This window comes from Flavobacterium ranwuense (assembly GCF_004349315.1).
GTDB classification, from domain to species: Bacteria; Bacteroidota; Bacteroidia; order Flavobacteriales; family Flavobacteriaceae; genus Flavobacterium; species Flavobacterium ranwuense.
The window spans coordinates 99,039-120,470 of record NZ_SMLH01000008.1; the positions used below are offsets into that span (position 1 = coordinate 99,039).

Sequence of the window (21,432 nt, forward strand, 5' to 3'; positions counted from 1 at the left end):
TTTAAGGATTACAGGCATCACAATATCCGGGTTCTTCAGTTGTTTTTTGATGAGGATGCATTTTTTCGGAATTAAAAGCGCACTTCTGGCAGGTGTAAATAAAACTCAACGTAGAACGAGTGGGTGCCGAACACCAAGAACAAGGCAAGCCAGTCTTTACTTCTGTAATACTAAAACCAGGCGTCATACAACTCGGACATTCCATTTTAATAGTTTCCAATAATTTTTCTGCTGCTATTTTTATCACTCCCATCCGGGTGGGATTATACAGGGCTCGCATATCGGTTTCGGCATAAACACTCCCAAAAACACTTCTTAAATGTTCAAAAGACTCCTCTAACTGACTCCTAGTGGTAATGCCTTTAATTATTTGAGTGAGATCATCTGGCTTGGTTCTCAAAATTATTGCATGAGACGGGAATTTAATCCTATCCGCAAAATCAAGGAGCATTTCTTTAGTACTGATTGCTGCTCCGTAAAAATTAGTATCCAGACTGAGTTCTCTGACAATGATTTCCAAATCATTTTTTTTATCTATAAAAAGTAAAAATTCATCGTCTGCCTGAGCAAAAAAAAGGGTGGGAAGCGAACCAAACGAACCTTCACTGGCAATACCCAAGTCACAGTCAAATTGCTCCATCGCCAACAAACATTTAGCTCTTACGGTTTCCACAGCGTTAGCCACACGTTCCACTTCTCCTGAAAAAGTTCCAAAAACATCTGAATCATAATTTTGAGGCACAAAACAGTGAACACCCAAACCTTTTTCAAGTATTGGCGCAATCACTTTTTCTTTATGATGCTTTGTTGCAATGAGTAATTTTCTACCTTCAAACATCCAGCTCTGTTTTCACTTTGGAAGTTAGAACAATTTGAATGACACTGTCAATTCTCAGCCCCATTCCCTTTGACGAAGCTTCATCAATGAGTTGTTTGATGTATTCAGAAGCATCTAAAAGAGATTCAAGTCTATTTTTTGAGTGAGAATCCTCTTCATTATATCGTATCCGGCTGCTAAATGCTTCCAAATTATGAAAGTTGATTTTACTATTTATTAGAGAAAAGAGAACTTTCCCGGCTTCAGATGGTGCAAATTGACCTTCAATTAACTTAAATTGATATTCTTTTTTCATGACGCTTTTTATAATAGATTTGATTTTTTATTTTTCAGGAGCGTGTAGGTACTAAAAAAGATCCCTGTACCTAATAAAATTGTAAAAAACATGTTTTTATGATCCATTAATGACAATAGTATCCCACAAATTAGCCAAACCATGGCAAACAATAAACTGATATTTTTGTTCTTATTTTCTTTTTTCATGACAACTGATTTAGTTTTCACAAAGGTAAAACTGCATATTCATATGTTTTTATTTATATTTGTAATGATTTACATAAAAAATATTTATGAATTACACACTCCACCAGCTGCACGTATTTTTAAAAATCACTCAAAATAACAGCATCACAAAGGCGGCGATGGAACTGCATCTTACTCAACCAGCAGTATCCATTCAATTAAAAAATTTTCAGGACCAATTTGATGTTCCTCTAACAGAAGTTATTGGCAGAAAACTATATGTAACCGATTTTGGTAAAGAAATTTCTCTAGCTGCCGAGAAAATTTTAAATGAAGTGCATGCTATTAACTATAAAACAATGGCATTCAAAGGCCAGCTAGCGGGAAGATTAAAGATCTCCGTAGTCTCCACAGGGAAATATGTCATTCCCTATTTTTTATCTGATTTTTTGAAACAAAATCAAGGTGTCGAATTAATTCTGGATGTGACCAATAAGACTAAAGTGTTGAAAAGTCTAGAAAGGAACGAAGTTGATTTTTCCTTGGTTTCCGTGCTGCCAGAAACCCTGCAAATTGAAAAGGTGGAGCTTATGCCTAATGCACTTTTCCTTGTCGCTAACATTGATCAAAAAATAGAAAACGGTATTCAAGATAAAAAAATTATAGAAATCTTACCGATGATTTATCGCGAACAAGGATCAGGAACGAGATATATAATGGAAAAATTTATAGAAAACAATCAACTAACGGTTCTGAAAAAAATGGTACTCACTAGCAATGAAGCCGTAAAACAAGCTGTACTCGCTGGACTTGGATGTTCCATTATGCCATTAATCGGTATAAAAAACGAGCTCAATAACGGTGACTTGCAAATCATTGCTGTACAAGGTCTGCCAATTCAATCCAACTGGAATTTAATCTGGTTAAAAGGCAAGAAATTTTCACCAGTAGCCAGTGCTTATTTGAAATTCATTCAAGAAGAAAAAACCAGAATTATCGAACAAAAATTTAACTGGATTAAATAGTAATGCATCACCATTTATCATCACGCAACCGGAATTCATGCGTAGAATGAAAGAAATGAGTCAGTCTGGCGGTGGTGGAATGTTTAGAATGGGAAATATGCCGGAAATGTACAATCTAGTGGTAAATACTAATTCTGAATTGGCGACAAGCATTCTAAACAACAAAGACAAATCAGCTCAGGAAAGTTTAGTAAAACAAGCGCTTGACTTAGCAAAATTATCACAAAACCTATTAAAAGGCGAAGCTTTAACGGCGTTCGTAAAAAGAAGTTTTGAGATGATCAAATAAGATTATTAGACTTTTAGATCGTTAGATTATTAGACTAAACCTGCAAGCGAAAGTTTGCAGGTTTTTTGTTTTTCAAAATTGAAATTTTTTTATAACGTAAGATTAAACATTGTTAATTTAAAACCTAACGAATTGCTATTCAAATAATTATAAATATACTCATGTTAAATATGTTAAAATAATCAATATCTTTATGGTGCTTTTTATGAAATATTAATTTTTAATCTAAAAAAATGTAACCATGAGAAAAAGTCTAAATTTTATTAAATCCACAATTGTGTCTGTCACAGCAACAACGCTATTATTGGTATTGGTTAGTTGTAATTCTTCCAAAAAAGAGAAAGAAGCAACATTTGACAAAGTCGCAGCCATGCAAGCGATAGAAAAAGAAAACAAGATTTTTACTGACGCATTCAACAAAGGCGACACTATAAATGCTGTCAACGGTTATGCCGCTGATGCCAAATTTATGCCTCCCAATCAGAAAGCAGCTTCGGGAAGAAAAGATATTCAATCCACATTAGCTGGATTCATTAAAGCCGGAGCAGGTGGTTTAAGTATAAAACCTGTAGAAGTTTGGGGTGATGAAAATATGCTGACCGTGGAAGAAGAATGGTCTATGACCGATAAAGACGGAAAAGAGGTAGACCGTGGAAAAGCACTGGAATTGTGGAAAATGGAGGATGGAAAATGGAAACTTTTCCGTGACATTTTTAATTCTGATTTGCCTTGTATGGCTCCTCCTCCATCCAAATAGATACTTCGATATTTGGATTATTAGCTATGAATCGGATCGGTTACAAACAACCTGCAAGCATACAGTTGCAGGTTTTTTTGTAGATTAGCTACAATGAAAATTAAAAAACATGAAAAAAAGAATTATTTTAGTTTGTTTATTTATAAGTTTATCCAATACTTATGGGCAAGATTATCAAAAAAGCAATGTAGTATTAGAAGGGCAGCAAGCACCAAACTTTACCATAAAATTAGAAAAAGGAAAAACAATTAATCTCTCTAGCTTAAAAGGAAAAGTCGTTTTACTAAATTTTTTCGCAACTTGGTGCGGTCCTTGTATGGTTGAAATGCCAATTTTGCAACAGGAAGTTTGGGCGAAATATAAAGAAAATAAAAATTTTGTTTTAATGAGTTTCGGAAGAGGACATTCAGCGGAGGAGGTAAACCTATTTCGAGATAAAAAGAAATTTGATTTTCCTATTTATGCCGATAAAGACAAATCCGTTTATAATCTATTTGCTACACAATATATCCCGAGGAATTATCTTATTGATAAAAACGGAATTATTGTATATAGTTCTATTGGATACTCTCCCGAAGAATTTGAAAAAATGAAAGAAAAAATCAACGAAATAATTAAGTAAAAGCCATCAGCTAGCGCAAGCGTCTCACTCATACCCACAAACAAAAAAACATTTTTTGTAATTCATTTAATAATCGATCTGATTACTGCTATAAAAATAAATAAAGCCGTTTTTTCTAAACAAGAAAAAACGGCTTTTTGCAAACTTCAATATATTAAAAAATACCTAGTCGTACGCTGGGGGTGCGCACGCCTATTTGTGTATTTACCGAAGTATTGCTTGGCCTTCTTTGATAATTTCTTTGATCATATTCATAATAATAAAATCCTGCGTGTCCATAAAAGGAATCGCTGTGATGACAATGGGCATCACAATGAGAATGATGCATTGTATACACATCTTGCTTGCTGGCAATATATGCCTGATACGCTTTTCTATTCTTTTTCTTTAACCCCTTTTCGTACTCTTTTTGCTCCTTCCAAAAAGCTTTCTCTTCGGCTTTAGTTTTAGCCTTAAATGTTAACTCATAATTGGCATCTTCACTACCCCTTTGTTGATAATAAGTAATTTTATCTGCATTGGTATTTATGCTTGTTTCACTTTCTAAACTGGCTTCTTGTGCATTTACTGTCGCTATTGCTCCCAAAAGAAATAGGACAAGTAGGATTTTAATTGTTTTCATGATTATAAATTTTAATTACAGTTACTATCGTTTGACTAACTTCAATAGTAAGACAACTGTAAAGCACTTTACCCTACTAAGAGTTGTATTATTTTAAAAACGTACCGAGAAACTGCAAATTGGCAATTCATCCAACTTCGCATCCAAAAACCCTAACAACGAAAAATACATTAAGCTGCAAATTCACTCTTGCCATTTTTTTATTTAAAAAAGAATCGAATTGCGTACTTTAGATTTTTTATTATAAAATACAACCACAATCATGGCTTTAAATATAGAAACTCCAGCCCTGCTTTTTTCTGCAACCTCATTGATTTTATTGGCCTATACCAATCGATTTCTTACCATTGCACAGATCGTCAGAAGCTTAAAGAAAAACTATGACGAAAAAGAAAACAAAAGTATTTTACTCGAAATAAAAAATCTCAACTTACGCTTAACACTTATTCGCTATATGCAAATGTTTGGCGTGATGAGTTTGTTTCTATCGGTTTTAGCCATGATGCTATTATTTATAGAACAACAATTATTCGGCATTTATATTTTCGGATTGAGTTTACTCAGTTTACTTATTTCATTGGGAGTATCGTTTTGGGAAATCAGCATTTCCGTGAATGCCTTACGATTGCATTTGAGTGATTTGGCGGATAAAGAGGTGAATTAAAAGAAATAGAATTTACATTCTTAACTCTAACTCATAACTAATATCTAAACCCTACCTTTGCCCGCTTTTTAAAATTAAAAAAAATGATAAAGAATAATGTATTAAAAGGAGTTTTCTTAGTAGGTCTTGGTGCAACGAGTTACGGAATGCTGGCTACTTTTGTAAAAATAGCCTACGGCGAAGGTTTCACCACACCTGAAGTTACCATTGCTCAATTTGTATATGGAATTACGGGAATGTTGCTTATTAATCTGTTTCAAAAAGCTAAAAAGAGAAATGACGTTGTAAAAGCTTCCAAGAAAAACATTGGTCAATTAATGCTTGCAGGAACTTCTTTGGGAATGACGAGTATTTTTTATTATTTGGCGGTAAAATACATTCCTGTTTCCATTGCTATCGTTTTATTGATGCAAACGGTTTGGATGGGCGTTTTATTCGAAATGATTTTAGAAAAGAAAAGACCTTCAACTCAAAAAATAGTTTCCGTAGTTATTGTATTAATTGGAACCGCACTTGCTACTAATCTTATTGAAAGTAAAGTAGAATTAGACTGGCGCGGAATTGTTTTAGGGCTTTTGGCGGCAGCTTCCTTTACCACAACCATGTTTACTGCTAATCGTGTGGCAACACATATTTCCTCAGCGCAACGCAGTCTGTTTATGCTTCTTGGTGGTGCTGTTATTGTAACCGGATTTGCAATTGCAACACAAACAACTCCTTTTAATTTTGAGATTTTCATGAAATGGGGAATAATACTGGCGCTATTTGGAACTATAATTCCGCCTTTATTGTTTAATGCCGGTTTTCCGCTCACAGGAATTGGGTTAGGAAGCATCGTTTCTGCACTGGAACTTCCCGTATCAGTACTAATGGCGTATTTTCTTTTGAGTGAAAAAGTGAGTTTAATCCAATGGATTGGAATCGTTTTAATCATCTTAGCGATTGTGATTATGAATGTAAACTTTAAGAAAACTACTTAATTTCAATTTAAAAACATTTAAGCTGATTTCATTAAAATTTTTATAAATTCGTGATAAATAACTTTATTATGAATCTACCTTGGCATTTATATGTGATGGCTTTTGTTTACTTTTTAGCAGGATTAAACCATTTCAGAAACCCGAGACTGTACCTAAAAATCATTCCTACTTATTTTCCGAATCCAAAATTATTAAACTACATCAGCGGTCTATCTGAAATATTTTTGGGTATTGCACTCTGTATTCCGCTACTTTCAAACTATGCTGCTTGGGGAGTTATTGCCTTATTGATTGCTATTTTCCCTGTGCATCTCTATATGTATTTTGATAAAAAAGCAAGAATGGGTTTGCCAAATTGGGTTTTACTGCTTCGAATGCCTTTTCAATTACTATTAATTTACTGGGCCTACCAATACACATAATCCATTGAAATCACTCTTCGAATCCTCATCAACCCCCTTATTCCTTGACCTGCCCGATGCTGAGATTATCTATTATCCTCAGTTTTTTGACAAGCCGGCAGCTGATATTATTTTTGCCGAATTGATACAAGAAATCCCTTGGCAACAAGATGAAATTCAGGTGTATGGAAAAACTCATCCGCAACCTCGTTTGACGGCTTTGTTTGGAAACGAAGGAAAACCCTACTCTTATTCGAATATAAAAATGCAACCGCATCCTTGGAATTTGCTTTTGCAAAAGTTAAAAACAGAAATCGAAAATGTCTCCGATGCCAATTTCACAACCGTTTTACTCAACTACTATCGCGACGGAAAAGACAGTAACGGCTGGCACGCCGATAACGAAAAAGAATTAGGAATAAACCCAATAATTGCTTCTGTAAGTTTTGGTGCGGAACGTACGTTTCAACTGAAACATAAGCTCTACAAAGACCAGAAAAAAAGTATCGTTTTGGAACACGGCAGTTTATTACTGATGAAAGGAACAACGCAGCATTACTGGAAACACCAGATTCCAAAAACCGCAAAACCCATTGGCCCCAGAATAAATGGTACCTTTCGAGTAATCAAATAATTATTTTCAATAAAAATCATTAAATTTGGAATAAATACTCCAATTATGAATGATATTATTGCTTATTTTTCTACCATTCCATCTTCACACCGAAGCTTAATTCTTGTTGGGGGAATCACTTTTTTTTGGTTGATAGAAAATGCTTTTCCGCTTTTTAACTTCACGTACAAAAAATGGCATCATGCAGGTATTAATATCTTTATGACTTTTACTACTATTGTGATCAATTTTTGTTTGGCGTTTATATTGCTAAAATCAGCCGATTGGACAATTGCCAATAATTTTGGAATTTTACAATGGCTGCCTGAAATGCCATTATGGCTTTACGCGCTTATCGGATTGCTTTTACTGGATTTAATTGGCGCGTATCTGGTACATTTAGTAGAACATAAAACTAAATTTTTATGGCGTTTCCATTTGATTCATCACACCGATACGTGGATTGACACTACAACTGCTAACAGACATCATCCCGGAGAAAGTGTAATCCGTTTTACATTTACGGCTATGGGAGTTTTAATTATTGGAAGTCCCATGTGGATGGTTTTCCTTTACCAAACGTTATCCGTTGTGGCAACACAATTCAATCATGCTAACATTTCTCTTCCAAAAAAAGTAGATATTATTCTGAGTTACTTTATCGTTTCTCCGGATATGCATAAAGTGCACCATCACTATGTTTTACCGTATACGGATAGTAATTACGGCAATATATTTTCTATTTGGGACCGGCTTTTTGGAACCTTTATGACGCTTCCAAAAGAAGAAATCATTTACGGAATCGACACACATCCGAGGCCTGAAGAACACAATGAATTAAAAAACTTATTGAAAATACCCTTTCAAAAACCGCCAATAAAAGAAAATAAGTGAAAAGTATAAAAAAAATGATCTTTTGAGAAAATCTAATTATTTTTTTTCTTAATATTGGTATCAAATTAGAAATGTAATTTATTAATCATTAACAACTTATTTGAATTAATTTTCACGTGATGAAAAAGAGTAACCGAAAAGAATTGAACTGGGAGCAAACAGAAAAACTTGTTACAATGGCTTTAGAAGAAAAAAATCCTTTTGAAATCATAAAAAAAGAATTTGGTCTGGCAGAAAAAGAGATTCTTGAAATCATGAAAAAGAAGATGCCAGCAGAGAAATTTGAAATGTGGAAAAAGAAAGCGACAGCAAATAAACCAAAACCAAAACCCGTTAAAATTGATGATTTTGATGAAGATTTGGATGGAAAATATTATATAAAAAACAAATTAGACTAAAAATAAAACTCCTGATATTCAGGAGTTTTTGTTTTTATACCATGTCACTTTTACAAACTCAATAATGGTTTCAGTAACATCAAACGAAAACGAATTTATTTTTGACATTCTCAGAAGTCATAAATTTTGGGCTTTCGAAAATAAGATTAGAGTACCGAAAGATAAAATAATCCAAGCGTATCAAAGCAACGATGAATTTACCTTTTGGATTGGTTGGAAAATGCCAGGCACCCAATTACCATGGGTTATTACTGCTGGAGCTTATATAAAAAAGGGAAAACGCAATTTTTGGGATGTTTGCAATAAAAAAAATGCAGTTATTGTCGAACTCAAAGATTCCTATTATAATAAACTAATTATCGAAGTTGAAAATCCGGAAGAGACAATGAGCTTATTAAACACTAAATAAAATGAAAAAACTACTACTTGTATTTCTTACACTGTTTTCAACACTTTGTTATTCTCAAGCAGAAACAGCAATTAAATCTTTTAACAAAGAAGAAATTTCTATAAATCCATTGATAAATGGTTCGTTGTATTCTCCTTTAAAACAAACCAAAAAGACAAATCTTGTTATTCTCATTGCAGGTTCAGGACCTACAGATAGAGATGGAAATCAAAAAGGTTTAACCAATAATTCCTTAAAATACCTATCAGAAGAATTAACTAAAAATGACATTGCCGTTTTTAGCTATGATAAAAGAATCATTGCTCAAATGAAGACTGGAACTGTAAATGAGGCAACGCTAACTTTTGATGATTTCATTACCGATGCAAAATCAGTTTTATCATTTTTTAAAAATCAAAAAAAATACAACAAAATAATAATTGCCGGACACAGCGAAGGTTCATTAATAGGAATGATAGCCGCAAGTGACAAAGCAGATGCTTTCATTTCATTAGCTGGAGCCGGAAGAACTATTGATGACGTTATTGTAGAACAGATAACAAAACAAGCCCCTTCTTTAAAAGAGGAAGTGGAAAAGAATTTTGGCATTCTTAAAACCGGGAAAACTTTCGAATTAAAAAATCCCATGTTGGCATCCATTTTTAGAGAAAGCGTTCAGCCGTATATGATTTCATGGATAAAATACAATCCACAAATTGAAATCACTAAATTACAAATGCCTGTATTGATTGTAAACGGAACCAAGGATTTACAAGTGTCAGTTCAAGAAGCAGAACTACTAAAAAAAGCAAAACCAGGGGCTGAACTCGTTTTGATTGAAAATATGAATCATGTTTTTAAAGAAATCAAAGGGGATAACTCAGAAAACATGAAATCCTATACCAATCCTGATTTACCAATAACTTCAAAATTAACAAGCACAATAACAACGTTTGTAAAATCACTTTAAGATGTAACAATTGTGCAACTATAGAGACTAATATTTAAAATAAAAATCAACGAAAATGAAAAGAATATTTTTTGCACTAGCATTTGCTTCTGTTCTTTGGAGCTGTAAAACTGCCAGTACTTCAGCTAATGACTCGAAATCTATTATTGATGTAGTAAAAGTCGCTGTTAATTTGAATGACATAAAGGATGACAAAGTACTTGTCACCATTACTTCCCCAAAAATTAGCACGGATGAAGTAACCTACAGCATTCCTAAAATTGTTCCCGGAACCTATTCTGTAGATGATTACGGAAAATACATCGAGGATTTTAAAGCATTTGACAGCAAAGGAAGTGTATTGCCCGTTACTAAAACAGATGACAACACCTGGAATATTAAAAATGCAAAAACGTTAGTTAAAATAACTTATTTGGTAAACGACACATTTGATACTGAAAAAGGTGGCGGTTTTGGTCAAAATGATATTTTTTCACCAGCCGGGACAAACATTGATGCAGGAAAAAACTTTATGCTGAACATGCACGGTTTTGCAGGTTATTTTCAAGACAAAAAAGACCTTCCGTACACTGTAAGTATTTCGCACCCAGAAATGCTTTGGGGAGCAACCTCAATGACAGATCAAGATGCAAGCGCAACTAACGATGTGTTTACAACACCTCGATATGCTGAATTAGTTGAAAATCCTATTATGTATGCAAAACCGGACTATACTACTTTTACGGTAGACGGCATGGAAATACTGATTGGCGTTTATTCTCCTACTGGAAAAGTGACTGCAGAAAGCATCACTCCTGAGATGAAAACGATGATGACTGCTCAAAAAACATTTTTAGGAAAAATCAATGCTACAAAAAAATACAGCGTATTGTTGTATTTATCAAGTATGACACCTACTGATGCTAAAGGATTCGGAGCATTAGAACACCCTACTGCAACCACCGTTGTTTTACCTGAAATGATGCCAAAGGAAGAATTGGTTAAATCGATGAAAGATGTGGTTTCGCATGAATTTTTTCATATTGTAACACCCTTAACGATTCATTCTAAAGAGATTCATTATTTTGATTACAACACGCCTAAAATGTCAGAACATTTATGGATGTATGAAGGGGTGACAGAATATTTTGCGAATCTTTTTCAGATCAACCAAGGGTTAATTACTGAAGAGGAGTTTTATACGCGTATGGCAGAAAAAATTGAGCATGCAAATGCTATGAATGACACGATGCCTTTCACTATGATGAGTGCCAATGTATTGGCAGAACCTTACAAAGCCCAATACTTGAACGTATATGAAAAAGGAGCTCTTATTGGAATGTGTTTGGATATCATCATTAGAGAAAAAAGTAATGGCGAAAGAGGAATTCTTGATTTAATGCAAAAATTATCTAATGAATATGGAGTTTCAAAACCATTTAATGATAATGAGCTTTTTGCCAAAATAACTTCATTTACCTATCCTGAAGTAGGAGCTTTTTTGACTACTTATGTTTCTGGTCCAACTCCAATTCCTTATGAGACTTATTTGGCTAAAGTTGGCGTTACTAAATCCATGGAAAAAGTACCCGGAAATGTGTTCTTAAAAGGACAATCGCCATATATTACCGTGAACCAACAAACTAAAGAAATCATCGTGATTCCAAACATGGAATTGAACGTTTTTTATACAAATTTAGGGCTTAAAGGAGGAGACATTTTGGTGTCTATTAATGAAAAACCGTATTCATTAGACAACATTTATGATATGATTACGGAGAGTCAAAACTGGAAAGAAAATGACGCCATTACCGTAAAAATAAAACGTGACGGTAAGGAACAAGTAATCAAAGGAAAGGTAAAATTTCCTTATGAAGAAAAAGGAGGTCTTAAGGCTACAGATGCAACCAAAACAACTTTGAAAGAAGCTTGGTTAAAATCATAATCCCAAAAATAATTCAGAAAATCCCAATTTAGAAATATAGATTGGGATTTTTTTTGTGAAATTTGAATGCGTTAGTAAAATCATTCCAACAATTTTCTTTATTTTGCGCCAAAATATAAACACCAATCAAATCGCCTTGATTCAATCCCGAAGTCTCGAGACAAATCAGGATAAAGAATGGCGATACTATGTTTCAAAAAAACAAATTTTAACTTCACATGAAAAAATCTATTATTGCATTCGTTACGCTTATCCTATTAGCATCTTGTAACAAGAATGAATCAAAAACTAATTTACATATTACTGGAAATATTAAAGGATTAAAAAAAGGAACTTTGTATATCCAGCGAATTGTCGATACCACGCTGGTAGCCATTGACACTATAAACATCGATGGAAGTTCCTCATTTGAAAGCAATCTGGACCTAAAATCGCCTGAAATGCTTTATTTATTTTTAGACAGAGGCGTGAGCAATTCCTTAGACAATAATTTATCATTCTTTGCTGAACCAGGAAACATAACTATTGAAACAAGTTTAGATCACTATTTGTCTGACGCCAAAATTAAAGGATCAAAAAATCAGGAAATATTTGAAGAGTATAAAAAGATTAACACCCGTTTTACAGATGAGAATCTTACTTTGATTGAACAAAAGTTTAATGCTATCAAAAGTCAAAACATACAAAAAGCAGATAGTTTAAGCGCAAAACAAGATTCAAACATAAAAAGAAAATACTTATTTGCCACTAATTTTGCACTTAACAACAGAAAATTCGAAGTTGCACCTTATATAGCATTATCTGAAATCTATGATATCAATATCAAATATTTAGATACAATTCAAAAATCAATGTCACCTAAAGTAGCGCAATCGCTTTATGGTAAAAAATTAACGGAATATATTACCAGCATCAAGAACCAAAAGTAAACAGTTCTAAAAGCTACATTCTATTCCATAATTAGAATAAAAAAAATCATCTTGCTTTATAACAAGATGATTTTTTTGTTTTATGAAGAAGTATAGTAACGCTGAAGCCTGACTGAACAAAACCTCATCGTAACTATATATAAAAACTGTCTAAGCGTTATTAAAAGCCATTCCGCCAACGATCATCCCTACAAACATTAAAAGGTACAGAGAGAAAATAACCAGAGTCATAATTCCAATAAATTTGTAATGTGATTTTAGATATCTAAAAGAAGTAGTCAGTGTTTCGGGATCGTTGTTATTAAACGCTGCTTTGGCATTAGATGCAAATTTGTTCAAGTAATATACCGGAAAGAAATAAAGTGCCGCAATAAGCAAATAAACAACAGCCATCACTATTCCAAAAGAGGAACCCATCATTCCCATTGCTGGATTCATTTTCCCCATCGCTGAGAATAATGTACCGGCAAATAAAGCTGCAAAAACAATAAAACCAATTCCTATGTAACCCAGAATTGATAAAAAATAGGCCCACTTTGCTGTTTCTTTCAAAAAGTCTTTCGCAGACTCATTTAGTTTCATTTCAAAATTCTCAATAACTGAATGCTCTTCCATAATTTAATTTTTAGGTTAGATACCAAATTTAACAAAAAAATTATGACATTCAATTAAAACGGAATTCAATTCTGATTTTTACCAAAAACAAAAAACCACTTAACAAAAGTTAAGTGGTTTTATTAAAGAGCCGGCGGAGGGACTCGAACCCACGACCTGCTGATTACAAATCAGCTGCTCTAGCCAACTGAGCTACGCTGGCGACTCATTACGGGTGCAAATATAAGTCTGAATTTCTATTTTCCAAAACAAATTCAAACTTTTTTCGCTTTTTTTTTGACTACAATTCGTTGATTTTAGCAATCAATTGATTTGCAGTTTGTTCCAATTCAACATTGATTTGTTTGAAGTGTGCTTTTTTATTTTCTACTTTTTTTGCATTCACTTTAGTGATTAAAGCGTCAAAAGCAGCAATAGCTTCATCAATTAAATCATTAGTTTCAGTTGTTGGTTTTCCTGTTGTAGAAATTTCGAACAAGTAAACTGCTTCAATAATATCTCCTAAAACGTAGTTGATGTCTTTTTTTAAATTCTTAACGTTTGCCATTTTTATTTTTTTAAAATTTGAATTTTAATTTGCGTCTGCAAAAGTACACATAATCTTTCTATTACCGACTATGAAATGTAAATTTCTAAAATTGAAGCTTTTCCATTGAGAATGAATGCATTCATTGCCGCAGGAATCAAAACAGTATCTCCTTTTTTATATTGTAATTTTGAATTGTTGTATTCCAGTTCAAATGTTCCTTCTGTACACATATATACCGTAAAGGTTTTTCCAGATTTAGAAACTGAAATTTCTCCTTCTAACGGAATAAAATTCGTTGTAAAATAAGGACAGTCAACAATTTTGTTTGAATCGTTTATGTTCTTAGTATACGCTTTCTTAGTTTCTACCTTATTATAATTAATGGCATCCAAAGCCAAATCAACATGTAATTCTCTTGTGTTCCCATTAGCATCTACTCTATCAAAATCATAGAGACGGTAGGTAATATCCGAAGTTTGTTGAATCTCGGCAACCACTAATCCAGCACCAATCGCATGAACCGTTCCAGTTTCTAAAAAGAAAACATCACCTGATTTTACTTTTACAGTATCAAGAATAGAAAGTAAAGTCTTGTTTTTTAGATTTTCTAAATATTCGTTAGCATTCGATTTTTCTTTGAAACCCACAATAATTCTGGCTTCATCATCAGCTTGCATGATGTACCACATTTCGGTTTTTCCAAAAGAATTATGTCGTTTTTTAGCCAACTCATCATTTGGATGCACTTGTATGGACAAGTCTTCGCTAGCATCTAAATATTTGAAAAGCAACGGAAATTGTTTTCCGAATCTGGCATGAACTTCCGTGCCTAATATTTCATCCGGAGAATCATTAATAATAGCTGTTAATGATTTCCCTTTCCATTCTCCGTTTGCAACAACACTTACATCACCTTCGACGGTAGACAACTCCCAACTTTCTCCTGTAATTGTAGATGTAATTGGTTTATTAAGTAGTGTTTTTAGTTTTTCACCTCCCCAAATTCTTTCTTTTAAAATGGGCTCAAATTGTAATGGATAAAGTTTCATTTAAGTATGTTTTTTTCGGATTGCAAATGTATAAAATCAATATTCTTTTTTTGCCAAACTACTATACTGTTTAAACCTTTGAGAAGATTTCTGGCAGTAAATAGCAACTGAATGCAAATTAAGAGAAAACAAATGTACAATACAATTTTAAATCTATGATACTAATTTTATGATGGCTTGAAGTGCTTTAGGAATGTGTTTGGCAGCCCGCATACTATCAAATATCATTTGAATGACTCCATTTTTATCCGTAACATACGTTACTCGTCCAGGAAGTAATCCAAACAATCCGGAGGGAACCCCAAAAAGTTTTCTAATTTTATTGTCATTATCTGACAAAAGAATAAAAGGCAATTTAAACTGTTTACTGAACTGTTGATGTGAACTGACGCTATCACTGCTGATCCCTATTACTTCAGCGCCTAAGGCCGTAAAGTCTTCATATTGATCTCTAAAACTGCATGCCTCAGTGGTACAACCCGGAGTATTGTCTTTTGGATAAAAATAAATAACGAGAGGCTTGTGTCCCACAATCTTTTGACTGTCAAAATCATTGCCGTTCGCATCTTTCGCTTTAAAATCGGGGATGATATCGCCTACTTTTAGTTTCATTACTCGCCTTTGTAGGTTACAAAATTTCGTGGTGTTTCGTAAAGAACAACTTCTAATTCAAATTCAGGTTTGATTCTTTTTCTGATTTTATTCCAAATGACCACAACAATATTTTCGGCTGTTGGATTCAAATCCTGAAATTCAGGCACGTCAATATTCAAATTTTTATGATCAAACTGATCCTCAACATCCTCTTTAATGATATCACTCAGGAATTTCACATCCATTACATAACCTGTTTCCGGGTCAATTTCACCGGTTACACTCACTGTCAATTCATAGTTATGCCCGTGAAAATTAGGATTGTTACACTTCCCGAAAATAGCATCGTTTTGTTCGAAAGTCCAATCTTTCCGGTATAATCTGTGTGCCGCATTAAAATGGGCTTTTCGTGAAATAGTAACTTTCATAATTTCAGATTTCAGATTTCAGATTTCTCAAAGTTGTGAAATCTAAAATCTTTTTTATGTTAATACATTTTTGAACTGCTATTTGCAATCTTATATTTTATGTTCCTCAAGGAAATGATAAAACTCATCGAAGATAATTTTGAACCAAACGGTATACAGCTCAGGATGAACTTCCATATCATTTTTCACATCCTCAATTTTCATCCACTTCCAGTCCTCTACTTCCTCAGTGTTTATTTCAGGCGCTTCATCATAATAACCAATCATGACATGATCGAGTTCGTGCTCCGTCAAACCATTATCAAAAGGAGCTTTATATATAAAATGGAAAAGCTCTTTGAGTTCTGTTTTAAAACCCATTTCTTCAAACAACCTTCGGCTTCCTGCTTGAATATTTGTTTCTCCTTCCCGCTGATGGCTGCAGCAGGTATTGGTCCAAAGCAAAGGAGAATGGTATTTTTGATGTGCTCGCTGCTGCAACATGATTTCATTTTGACTGTTTAAAACAAAAACTGAAAAAGCACGGTGCAAAACCGCTTTTTCATGTGCTTCTAGCTTAGGCATCAATCCTATTTGCTCATCATTTTCATTAACTAATATTACGTTCTCTTCTAACATATAAAACTATTACAGGTCAAAAATACAAAAAAGATAATTAGGGTCGGGGGCTTTAACGTTCTGTTTCGATTTGTTGAAGCGGAATTTTTTCAGGGCAGTCCAAATAAAAGTGACATCATACTTTCAAAGATTCTTTTGTATTTTTATAACAAATTATAAAAAGCACCATGCACACGATAACCATCCGAAAAGCAGATCGTAACGATTTAGAAAAACTCCTTGAATTCGAACAGGGAATTATTACTGCCGAACGCACTTTTGACCCTACTTTAAAAGCAACAAAAATACATTATTATGATATAGAGAAAATGATTTCAACACCACATATTGAAGTATTGGTAGCCGAAATTGATTCGCAGCTTATAGGCTCAGGATATGCGCGAATAGAGACCGCTAAGCCTTATTTGAATCATCTGAACTATGCTTATTTAGGATTCATGTACACCGATCCAAATCACAGAGGAAAAGGAGTAAACGCTAAAATTATTGAAGCGCTCAAAGATTGGTGCAACCTGCAGGATGTATTTGAACTTCGACTGGACGTATACAATGACAATACTTCGGCAATTAAGGCATATGAGAAAGCAGGGTTCGAAAAACACCTCGTCAACATGCGAATGATTCTATAAATATGACGGTCCGCTTTGTAGATAAACTTTATTTTTCTGCCACAGATTTAAAAGATTTCCACAGAACAAACCACCTCGAGGCAGAGTTCCAGACGCATTGATGAAGTGAAACACAGATTATACCAATTTACACAAACAAAAATCTGTGAAATCTGTGGCAAAATTATTGCTGGTATTGGTTACGATTGCGGATAGACCTATTTTATAATAATAAGGTTTTGTTAATTCTAAATCCAGATATGTCTTTTACCCGTAAATAACAATAGTTAAAACGTTCTTAAATAACTATTCATTTGCAAAGTAGGTGACATTTTTTGATTCAAAAGCACTTTACATTTGTACTATAAAAAAGAAAATCATGAAAACAACAACCCGTTTTTTAAACGTATTATTTTTGCTTCCTTTATTCATGTTCACTGCCTGTGGTCAAACTACAAACAAAAAAGACAGTGCAAAAAAATCTATCACAATGAAAAATTCCATCAACAAACCCGGAAATCCGTATTACTCAAATACAGACACGACAAAACTTAATGTTAGTAATGCCGAATGGAAAAAGGTTTTACCCGAAGACGTTTATGAAGTAACCCGTAATGCTGACACGGAGAGACCTTTTACAGGAAAGTATTGGGACACGGATGAAAAAGGAACCTATTATTGTGCAGCTTGTGGCAACAAACTATTTCGTTCTGGCGCCAAATTTTCAAGCAACTGTGGCTGGCCAAGCTTTTTCGAACAAGACAACAAAAACAGTGTTATTTACAAAACCGACAATTCTCTTGGAATGGAAAGAATTGAAGCCCTTTGCGGAAGATGCAACGGTCATTTAGGGCATCTTTTTGATGATGGCCCTGCACCAACCGGAAAAAGATACTGTATGAATTCTATCGCACTTGACTTTATCCCTGACACTAAATAAGATGAAAAATATATTTTTAATTGCACTATTGGCTTCATTGGGCATGTTTGGACAAAACAGCACAACTGATAAAACTAAAAAACAATCCAATTTTGAAACCATTACATTGGCCGGCGGTTGTTACTGGTGCGTTGAGGCCGTTTATGAGAATCTAATTGGAGTAAAATCGGCAGTATCAGGATACGCAGGCGGAAAAATCGCTAATCCTACTTATGAGGATGTTTCTACCGGAAGATCCGGTTATGCCGAAGTAGTTCAGATTACCTACGACAAAAACGCAACAAATCTGGATGAGATTTTTAAAGTTTTCTTTACAGTCCATGACCCAACTACACTAAACCGACAAGGTGCCGATGTAGGAACACAATATCGTTCCGCTATTTTTTATAAAAATGAAGCACAAAAAAAATCAGCGCAAACGATTATCACTGCAATGAAAAAAGCTAGGATTTATGACAGTCCAATAGTTACAACATTGGAACCGTTGGTTAAATTTTATAAAGCCGAAGACTACCATCAGAATTACTATGCAAACAATAAAAGTCAACCCTATTGTCAAATGGTAATTCAACCCAAAATGGAAAAATTCGAAAAGCTTTTTAAAAGCCGATTGAAAACGAAAAAATAAATTATTAAGCTATCGCCTTGCCACAACAAACAAGGCGTTTTTTTTTATATCCACATGAAAAACGCAATGCAATAAGTAGATTTACTACTCTAAAATTCATATATTTATACTTCTTTTTACCCATTTAAAAAGTACACTTTGTACAACGAACATCATTTTCGCGGAATGTTTTTTTGATAGATTTTTTAAATCATCATCCTTTTTTTATTCTAAAATAACTATTTTATAAAAGATGAAAGCACTTAGAACATATTTTAAAATACGAAAAAGTGCCGTAAATCTTATTTTAGAAAAATCTCCAAAATCCTTTACTCCGGAAACTTTTCATACCCTTCGAGTAGAAATCAAGAAAATGAACGCTTTATTTGATTTGCTAAACTATTGTTCCAAAAAATTTAAACATAAAAGAATTTACAAACCTTTTAGACTTATTTTTAAACAAGCAGGAAAAGTAAGAGAACTTCAAATAGAAGAATGCTTGCTTGCAGAACAACCCAATTCCCATTTGGTAAAAGCATACAGAAATCGTTTACAAAAACTCGAAACCAAAGAACTGCTACGTTTCTTCTCTATTGTTAATAAAAGCTTCGTTCGAAAATTAAAAAAAAAGTATCGTAAAATTATTCCCATGCTAGCTAAAACAAGTAAAAAAAAGAGGATTCTCTATATGGATGAAAGGAGAAGAGCTATTAAAAAATTAATATGCAAAACCAACTTTAAAAAAACACAAATGCACACTTTTCGCAAACGATTAAAAACATACCAATACAATGAAAAAATCATGAATTGTGAATCACAAAACCAATCATTGCCAGACAAAAATATTTTATCTGATTTACTTGGGAAATGGCATGATTATGAGGTTGTCATCAATCATTTGAAAAAAGGAATTAATTCGAATAAAACGACTCCAAGCGAAACGAAACAACTTCAAATAACTAAAGCAATATTAACTTCAAAAAGAGAAGTATTATTCAACAAAATAAATGCAACTTTACCCTATCAGACTCTTTTATAAATATTTGAACAAAATAAAGATAAAGACCATGGTAAAGGATTGCAGAAATCATGTACTCCACCAAAATATTTTGAACATTATGAAACAAAACACATTCAAATTTCATTACTTATTAAATCTAATTCTTGCTTTAGTTTTTTTTAATACTGCAACTGCACAAGAAAAAAAAGTAGCACCAGCCTCCGCTGAATTATATAAGGAAATCGAACAAATGGATGAGATTATGTTTGAAGCGTTCAACAAGAAAGATTTCGAAAAATTCAAATCTTTATTTACCGAAGATTTAGAATGGTTTCAAGACAATGGAGGATTACTTAGCTATGAAACCGTTTTTACCAATTTTTCGAATATGTTTAAAAACGAAAACAAACTAACCCGAAAACTAATCAAAGAAACTCTGGAAGTCCATCCTATTAAAGACTATGGAGCAATTGAAATTGGCGTACACGAATTTCGACATATGGAAAACGGAAAAGAAGAAATTGGAACATTTAAATTTCTTATGATTTGGAAGAAAAAAGACAATCAATGGAAAATATCTAGAGTAATCAGTTACGACCATTAAATATAAAGATATAAATAGTAAGTTTTGTTTTACTTTTTATAATATCAAAGATTTTATTTCATCCATTTATTTTCTTTGTTTGTATTTCAAAACAAAACATATACAAAAAATAATATTGAAGAAATAACAGAATTTTACAATCTGAAATGCAATCAAACCGAAGCTATTCCTACTTCAACAGGAACAAAATAAAAACATCTTACCTAGCTTTGATTCATATACAAAATCAGTTTTTTAAATTTTAGAAATGGATTTTTACTCCATCAATTCAAAACTCAAGTAAATAGCTAATTGTCAGCTATTTAAACTCGAAAAAAAGACCCTCTATTTAATATTCTACCTATTTTTTTTGTAAATTAGTGGTTCCCCAAAAGCCATTTATTGCGCTTCGATAGTTCAAATAAATTGCTATGCAAAAGTTTGCACCGTCCAAAGAATTGATATTTCCTTTTTAATTGAACTGTATCTATGAAACCGCATAGAACTTGCTAATAAATTAAAAAAGCATTAGTTACAAGTGTCACCAAATTTCTTAATACTAATTAAAAATGTAAGTTGGTAGAAGTCAATATACATTAGGAATGAAACTGAAATATTTTTTTAAATGGATAATAAAACCTTGTCCATCTTATGTCTAATCAATAAAAATGAAATAAAATGAAAGCAATTAAAATGATTTCGATGTCGTTGCTCATTGGACTATTCCTACTATTGAGCTCAAGTGTCTATGCACAAGATCCTATGAAAGCGGGTCCGAAAGTGTATAAAAAAATCCTCCTCGACAATGATAAAGTGAGGGTCATGTCAGCTGAATTTGTCCCAGGCGCAACTATGCCATGGCATAGCCATCCTCATCACACCGTGTATGCTTTGACCGGTGGTAAAATTCAGATCACAGAAAAAGGCATGCCGGCAACCGAATCCAATATCAAAGCAGGAGACGTACTGTATTTCCCACCCGTAACGCACATGGCAAAAAACACAGGAACTACCACATTCAAGATTGTTGTGACAGAAATAAAACCTGCCAAGAAAAAATAATCCAATCCTATTTTAAAATAATA

At 33.3% G+C, this 21,432-nt stretch carries 28 protein-coding genes, 1 tRNA gene and 1 pseudogene; 20 read left to right on the top strand and 10 right to left on the bottom strand.

Going from position 1 to position 21,432, the window contains the following annotated elements:
• Position 1: 1 nt before the first annotated feature.
• Both E0I61_RS12870 and E0I61_RS12875 read right to left on the bottom strand, forming a co-directional pair.
• Positions 2–838 (bottom strand): DUF6671 family protein, encoded by an 837-nt coding sequence (locus E0I61_RS12870; RefSeq protein WP_132071879.1) that lies wholly within the window; start codon positions 836–838, stop codon positions 2–4.
• Positions 831–1,133, bottom strand: coding sequence for a hypothetical protein (locus E0I61_RS12875; protein ID WP_132071881.1), 303 nt, complete (start codon positions 1,131–1,133; stop codon positions 831–833). The genes E0I61_RS12870 and E0I61_RS12875 overlap by 8 nt, the downstream gene beginning before the upstream one ends.
• A 274-nt stretch (positions 1,134–1,407) precedes the next feature.
• Here E0I61_RS12875 and E0I61_RS12885 point away from each other — a divergent pair, with 274 nt between their 5' ends.
• The 4 genes and pseudogenes from E0I61_RS12885 to E0I61_RS12900 all read left to right on the top strand — a co-directional run bounded on the left by E0I61_RS12885 (position 1,408) and on the right by E0I61_RS12900 (position 3,993).
• On the top strand, positions 1,408–2,325 hold the full coding sequence (locus E0I61_RS12885) for a LysR family transcriptional regulator (protein ID WP_132071885.1): 918 nt from the start codon (positions 1,408–1,410) through the stop codon (positions 2,323–2,325).
• Positions 2,324–2,614, top strand: a pseudogene (locus tag E0I61_RS12890) (molecular chaperone HtpG); the annotation flags it as partial. The gene E0I61_RS12885 and the pseudogene E0I61_RS12890, both read left to right, overlap by 2 nt.
• A 241-nt stretch (positions 2,615–2,855) precedes the next feature.
• Positions 2,856–3,371 (top strand): YybH family protein, encoded by a 516-nt coding sequence (locus E0I61_RS12895; protein ID WP_131993350.1) that lies wholly within the window; start codon positions 2,856–2,858, stop codon positions 3,369–3,371.
• Between the two features lie 109 nt (positions 3,372–3,480).
• Positions 3,481–3,993: a TlpA family protein disulfide reductase gene (locus tag E0I61_RS12900; protein ID WP_131993353.1), complete on the top strand. Its 513-nt coding sequence runs from the start codon at positions 3,481–3,483 to the stop codon at positions 3,991–3,993.
• Between the two features lie 154 nt (positions 3,994–4,147).
• Here E0I61_RS12900 and E0I61_RS12905 read toward each other — a convergent pair whose 3' ends face one another.
• Positions 4,148–4,615 (bottom strand): hypothetical protein, encoded by a 468-nt coding sequence (locus E0I61_RS12905; protein ID WP_132071887.1) that lies wholly within the window; start codon positions 4,613–4,615, stop codon positions 4,148–4,150.
• Between the two features lie 262 nt (positions 4,616–4,877).
• Between E0I61_RS12905 and E0I61_RS12910 the strand changes: the two genes are divergently transcribed.
• The 10 genes from E0I61_RS12910 to E0I61_RS12955 all read left to right on the top strand — a co-directional run bounded on the left by E0I61_RS12910 (position 4,878) and on the right by E0I61_RS12955 (position 12,776).
• On the top strand, positions 4,878–5,279 hold the full coding sequence (locus E0I61_RS12910) for a DUF2721 domain-containing protein (protein ID WP_132071889.1): 402 nt from the start codon (positions 4,878–4,880) through the stop codon (positions 5,277–5,279).
• An 83-nt stretch (positions 5,280–5,362) separates the two neighbouring features.
• Complete coding sequence (locus E0I61_RS12915) at positions 5,363–6,259, top strand: EamA family transporter (protein WP_132071891.1); 897 nt, start codon at positions 5,363–5,365, stop codon at positions 6,257–6,259.
• A 68-nt stretch (positions 6,260–6,327) separates the two neighbouring features.
• Positions 6,328–6,681, top strand: a complete 354-nt coding sequence (locus E0I61_RS12920; protein WP_131993364.1) for a DoxX family protein — start codon at positions 6,328–6,330, stop codon at positions 6,679–6,681.
• A 4-nt stretch (positions 6,682–6,685) separates the two neighbouring features.
• The gene (locus tag E0I61_RS12925) at positions 6,686–7,294 is read left to right on the top strand and encodes an alpha-ketoglutarate-dependent dioxygenase AlkB family protein (protein WP_132071893.1); all 609 of its coding nucleotides are present in this window, start codon (positions 6,686–6,688) and stop codon (positions 7,292–7,294) included.
• A 45-nt stretch (positions 7,295–7,339) separates the two neighbouring features.
• Positions 7,340–8,167, top strand: a complete 828-nt coding sequence (locus E0I61_RS12930; protein WP_132071895.1) for a sterol desaturase family protein — start codon at positions 7,340–7,342, stop codon at positions 8,165–8,167.
• A 119-nt stretch (positions 8,168–8,286) separates the two neighbouring features.
• The gene (locus tag E0I61_RS12935; protein WP_066081282.1) at positions 8,287–8,565 is read left to right on the top strand and encodes a DUF2805 domain-containing protein; all 279 of its coding nucleotides are present in this window, start codon (positions 8,287–8,289) and stop codon (positions 8,563–8,565) included.
• A 64-nt stretch (positions 8,566–8,629) separates the two neighbouring features.
• A complete protein-coding gene (locus tag E0I61_RS12940) occupies positions 8,630–8,974 on the top strand; it encodes a hypothetical protein (protein ID WP_132071897.1) in 345 nt (114 codons plus the stop codon).
• Position 8,975: 1 nt separating this feature from the next.
• The gene (locus E0I61_RS12945) at positions 8,976–9,923 is read left to right on the top strand and encodes an alpha/beta hydrolase (protein WP_132071899.1); all 948 of its coding nucleotides are present in this window, start codon (positions 8,976–8,978) and stop codon (positions 9,921–9,923) included.
• Positions 9,924–9,978: 55 nt separating this feature from the next.
• On the top strand, positions 9,979–11,847 hold the full coding sequence (locus E0I61_RS12950) for a M61 family metallopeptidase (protein ID WP_132071901.1): 1,869 nt from the start codon (positions 9,979–9,981) through the stop codon (positions 11,845–11,847).
• Positions 11,848–12,065: 218 nt separating this feature from the next.
• Positions 12,066–12,776, top strand: a complete 711-nt coding sequence (locus E0I61_RS12955) for a DUF4369 domain-containing protein (protein WP_131993382.1) — start codon at positions 12,066–12,068, stop codon at positions 12,774–12,776.
• Between the two features lie 150 nt (positions 12,777–12,926).
• Here the strand turns inward: E0I61_RS12955 and E0I61_RS12960 are convergent, their stop codons facing one another.
• The 7 genes from E0I61_RS12960 to idi form a co-directional block, all read right to left on the bottom strand.
• Complete coding sequence (locus E0I61_RS12960; protein WP_131993385.1) at positions 12,927–13,391, bottom strand: DUF5362 family protein; 465 nt, start codon at positions 13,389–13,391, stop codon at positions 12,927–12,929.
• 128 nt (positions 13,392–13,519) lie between these two features.
• A tRNA-Thr gene (locus E0I61_RS12965) sits at positions 13,520–13,593 on the bottom strand.
• Positions 13,594–13,671: 78 nt separating this feature from the next.
• Entirely contained in the window at positions 13,672–13,938 is a 267-nt protein-coding gene (locus E0I61_RS12970; protein WP_099713324.1) for a hypothetical protein, read from the bottom strand.
• A 68-nt stretch (positions 13,939–14,006) separates the two neighbouring features.
• On the bottom strand, positions 14,007–14,969 hold the full coding sequence (locus tag E0I61_RS12975) for a type I phosphomannose isomerase catalytic subunit (protein WP_132071903.1): 963 nt from the start codon (positions 14,967–14,969) through the stop codon (positions 14,007–14,009).
• A 153-nt stretch (positions 14,970–15,122) separates the two neighbouring features.
• Complete coding sequence (locus E0I61_RS12980; protein WP_132071905.1) at positions 15,123–15,581, bottom strand: peroxiredoxin; 459 nt, start codon at positions 15,579–15,581, stop codon at positions 15,123–15,125.
• Positions 15,581–15,991 (bottom strand): 6-pyruvoyl trahydropterin synthase family protein, encoded by a 411-nt coding sequence (locus E0I61_RS12985; RefSeq protein WP_131993394.1) that lies wholly within the window; start codon positions 15,989–15,991, stop codon positions 15,581–15,583. Before E0I61_RS12985 ends, E0I61_RS12980 begins: the two co-directional genes overlap by 1 nt.
• Positions 15,992–16,081: 90 nt before the next feature.
• The gene (idi, locus tag E0I61_RS12990; protein WP_131993397.1) at positions 16,082–16,609 is read right to left on the bottom strand and encodes an isopentenyl-diphosphate Delta-isomerase; all 528 of its coding nucleotides are present in this window, start codon (positions 16,607–16,609) and stop codon (positions 16,082–16,084) included.
• A gap of 167 nt (positions 16,610–16,776) precedes the next feature.
• Between idi and E0I61_RS12995 the strand changes: the two genes are divergently transcribed.
• The 6 genes from E0I61_RS12995 to E0I61_RS13020 all read left to right on the top strand — a co-directional run bounded on the left by E0I61_RS12995 (position 16,777) and on the right by E0I61_RS13020 (position 21,409).
• Positions 16,777–17,238 (top strand): GNAT family N-acetyltransferase, encoded by a 462-nt coding sequence (locus E0I61_RS12995; protein ID WP_132071907.1) that lies wholly within the window; start codon positions 16,777–16,779, stop codon positions 17,236–17,238.
• Between the two features lie 358 nt (positions 17,239–17,596).
• Positions 17,597–18,157: a peptide-methionine (R)-S-oxide reductase MsrB gene (gene msrB, locus E0I61_RS13000; protein WP_131993403.1), complete on the top strand. Its 561-nt coding sequence runs from the start codon at positions 17,597–17,599 to the stop codon at positions 18,155–18,157.
• Between the two features lies 1 nt (position 18,158).
• Positions 18,159–18,785 carry a peptide-methionine (S)-S-oxide reductase MsrA gene (gene msrA / locus E0I61_RS13005; RefSeq protein WP_132071909.1) on the top strand — a complete coding sequence of 209 codons (627 nt, stop codon included), beginning with the start codon at positions 18,159–18,161 and terminating at the stop codon, positions 18,783–18,785.
• 232 nt (positions 18,786–19,017) lie between these two features.
• Complete coding sequence (locus tag E0I61_RS13010) at positions 19,018–19,803, top strand: CHAD domain-containing protein (RefSeq protein WP_132071911.1); 786 nt, start codon at positions 19,018–19,020, stop codon at positions 19,801–19,803.
• Positions 19,804–19,882: 79 nt separating this feature from the next.
• Positions 19,883–20,368 carry a nuclear transport factor 2 family protein gene (locus tag E0I61_RS13015; RefSeq protein ID WP_165930227.1) on the top strand — a complete coding sequence of 162 codons (486 nt, stop codon included), beginning with the start codon at positions 19,883–19,885 and terminating at the stop codon, positions 20,366–20,368.
• A gap of 687 nt (positions 20,369–21,055) precedes the next feature.
• Positions 21,056–21,409: a cupin domain-containing protein gene (locus tag E0I61_RS13020; RefSeq protein ID WP_165930228.1), complete on the top strand. Its 354-nt coding sequence runs from the start codon at positions 21,056–21,058 to the stop codon at positions 21,407–21,409.
• The last annotated feature ends 23 nt before the right edge of the window (positions 21,410–21,432 follow it).

Coding starts and splice junctions, on each gene's coding strand:
- E0I61_RS12970 (WP_099713324.1), bottom strand. CDS start 13,938: ATGGCAAACGTTAAGAATTTAAAAAAAGACATCAACTACGTTTTAGGA.
- msrA (WP_132071909.1), top strand. CDS start 18,159: ATGAAAAATATATTTTTAATTGCACTATTGGCTTCATTGGGCATGTTT.
- E0I61_RS12875 (WP_132071881.1), bottom strand. CDS start 1,133: ATGAAAAAAGAATATCAATTTAAGTTAATTGAAGGTCAATTTGCACCA.
- E0I61_RS12910 (WP_132071889.1), top strand. CDS start 4,878: ATGGCTTTAAATATAGAAACTCCAGCCCTGCTTTTTTCTGCAACCTCA.
- E0I61_RS12915 (WP_132071891.1), top strand. CDS start 5,363: ATGATAAAGAATAATGTATTAAAAGGAGTTTTCTTAGTAGGTCTTGGT.
- E0I61_RS12980 (WP_132071905.1), bottom strand. CDS start 15,581: ATGAAACTAAAAGTAGGCGATATCATCCCCGATTTTAAAGCGAAAGAT.
- E0I61_RS12895 (WP_131993350.1), top strand. CDS start 2,856: ATGAGAAAAAGTCTAAATTTTATTAAATCCACAATTGTGTCTGTCACA.
- E0I61_RS12885 (WP_132071885.1), top strand. CDS start 1,408: ATGAATTACACACTCCACCAGCTGCACGTATTTTTAAAAATCACTCAA.
- E0I61_RS13010 (WP_132071911.1), top strand. CDS start 19,018: ATGAAAGCACTTAGAACATATTTTAAAATACGAAAAAGTGCCGTAAAT.
- E0I61_RS12995 (WP_132071907.1), top strand. CDS start 16,777: ATGCACACGATAACCATCCGAAAAGCAGATCGTAACGATTTAGAAAAA.
- E0I61_RS12920 (WP_131993364.1), top strand. CDS start 6,328: ATGAATCTACCTTGGCATTTATATGTGATGGCTTTTGTTTACTTTTTA.
- E0I61_RS12975 (WP_132071903.1), bottom strand. CDS start 14,969: ATGAAACTTTATCCATTACAATTTGAGCCCATTTTAAAAGAAAGAATT.
- msrB (WP_131993403.1), top strand. CDS start 17,597: ATGAAAACAACAACCCGTTTTTTAAACGTATTATTTTTGCTTCCTTTA.
- E0I61_RS12870 (WP_132071879.1), bottom strand. CDS start 838: ATGTTTGAAGGTAGAAAATTACTCATTGCAACAAAGCATCATAAAGAA.
- E0I61_RS12905 (WP_132071887.1), bottom strand. CDS start 4,615: ATGAAAACAATTAAAATCCTACTTGTCCTATTTCTTTTGGGAGCAATA.
- E0I61_RS12955 (WP_131993382.1), top strand. CDS start 12,066: ATGAAAAAATCTATTATTGCATTCGTTACGCTTATCCTATTAGCATCT.
- E0I61_RS12900 (WP_131993353.1), top strand. CDS start 3,481: ATGAAAAAAAGAATTATTTTAGTTTGTTTATTTATAAGTTTATCCAAT.
- E0I61_RS12930 (WP_132071895.1), top strand. CDS start 7,340: ATGAATGATATTATTGCTTATTTTTCTACCATTCCATCTTCACACCGA.
- E0I61_RS12945 (WP_132071899.1), top strand. CDS start 8,976: ATGAAAAAACTACTACTTGTATTTCTTACACTGTTTTCAACACTTTGT.
- E0I61_RS13015 (WP_165930227.1), top strand. CDS start 19,883: ATGAAACAAAACACATTCAAATTTCATTACTTATTAAATCTAATTCTT.
- idi (WP_131993397.1), bottom strand. CDS start 16,609: ATGTTAGAAGAGAACGTAATATTAGTTAATGAAAATGATGAGCAAATA.
- E0I61_RS12935 (WP_066081282.1), top strand. CDS start 8,287: ATGAAAAAGAGTAACCGAAAAGAATTGAACTGGGAGCAAACAGAAAAA.
- E0I61_RS12985 (WP_131993394.1), bottom strand. CDS start 15,991: ATGAAAGTTACTATTTCACGAAAAGCCCATTTTAATGCGGCACACAGA.
- E0I61_RS12960 (WP_131993385.1), bottom strand. CDS start 13,391: ATGGAAGAGCATTCAGTTATTGAGAATTTTGAAATGAAACTAAATGAG.
- E0I61_RS12940 (WP_132071897.1), top strand. CDS start 8,630: ATGGTTTCAGTAACATCAAACGAAAACGAATTTATTTTTGACATTCTC.
- E0I61_RS12950 (WP_132071901.1), top strand. CDS start 9,979: ATGAAAAGAATATTTTTTGCACTAGCATTTGCTTCTGTTCTTTGGAGC.